Source organism: Streptomyces aurantiacus JA 4570, assembly GCF_000414115.1.
Lineage (GTDB): Bacteria > Actinomycetota > Actinomycetes > Streptomycetales > Streptomycetaceae > Streptomyces > Streptomyces aurantiacus_A.
In genome coordinates this window covers 1-1359 of sequence record NZ_AOPZ01000234.1, presented here as the reverse complement: position 1 = coordinate 1359, position 1359 = coordinate 1, and the positions used below count along the sequence as shown (strand labels likewise).

The following is a 1359-nucleotide window of genomic DNA, read 5'->3' as shown; positions in this document are numbered from 1 at the left end:
AGAGCCGCGCCGCTGCGCCCACGCCGCCGACACGGCGTCCACCACCGCGACCGTGCCGTGCCCCGCGGGCCGTCCGTCCGCCGTGCGCAGCACCCGCAGCGCCGTCGCCACGTCCCCGCTGAGCAGCGCCGCCGCCCCGCACGCGCGGAACGCGGGCGACACCTCGCACGCCGCCTCGTACGTGTCCGTCACCGGCGAGGCGGGCGAGGCCGCCGCCGTCTCGGCGAGGCACACCACATGGATCCCGGCCCGCGCCCCCTCACGCGCGAGCCGCACGGCCGCTTCCCGCAGCCCGGCCGAACCGGGGTCGCCGTCCACTACGACGACCGTCCGCGGCCCGCCCACCGCCACGCCCTCCGCCGAACCGTCCAACCGCTCTACGGAGAAGCCCCGTTCACCGGAATCCGGCTCGTCCAGGCGGCGCAGCAGCTCACCCGTGCGGGCCGCCGCCTGCTCGCGGTCGTACGCGAGCAGCAGGCGGCAGTCCTGGCCGTGGCCGGGCCTGACGTGCGGCAGCCAGCCGAGCCAGGTCCACTCGTCGGCCCGTTCCCGCGGCGTGCGCGTACGGTCCGTGCTGATCAGGACGATCTCCAGGGCGGCGGGGGAGTGCAGCGCGGCCAACTGCGCGAGCACCGACCTCGCCAGGCCCGCCAGCCGTTCGCGGGGACCGGCGAGCCCGAGCGCCCCCGCCTCCCGCAGGCTCACCGTCACGGGCACGGCGGGCAGCAGCCCGGCCGCGTCCGGAGCGGCCCGGTCCACCGTGCCGAGCCGCACGGCCAGCGCCTCCGGGTGCCCCGGGCCGCGCTCCCAGAGCCGCGTCCCCGGCCCGAGCGCCGTCAGGAGCAGCGCGGCGGCGTCCGGCCACGCCTCGGGCACGCGCGCGCCCGCGTCCTCGGCCCCGCCCGGCGCACTGTCCTGTCCGCCCTCGTGCGCCTCGTCGTCGCGGGGCCCGTCGTACGTCTCGTCGTACGCGGTGTGCTCCCGCTCCGCGTCCTCGCTCCGCCCGCCAGCCAGCCGCCGCGCCCACGCGGAAAGCCCCCCGCGCTTGCGCAGCCCCCGCGGCACGGTGGTCCCCCGCGGCGGCGTCCCCACCCGCTGCCGCTCCATCTCGGGCGCTCCACCTTGCTGCGGCACGACGGGCGCCTCGGGGGAGTGCGGGGCGTCCGGAGCCGGTGGGGCTTGTGGGTCACCTGCGGAGTGCGGGGCATGCGGATCTTGCTCGGCGTACGGAGCTTGTTGGGCGTACGGGGACTGCGGGCCGTGCGGGTGTTGCGGGGACTCCGCGGGCTGCGGGGACCGCAATGCCTGCGGGGCTCGCGCGACCGGCGCGGCACCGTAGGCTCCCGGTGCTCCCGGTGC

Annotated in this window: 1 pseudogene; it reads right to left on the bottom strand. The window is 78.7% G+C overall.

Annotation, left to right across the window (positions count from 1 at the left end):
- Window positions 1-1359 (bottom strand): annotated as a pseudogene (locus STRAU_RS22610) (hypothetical protein); the annotation flags it as partial.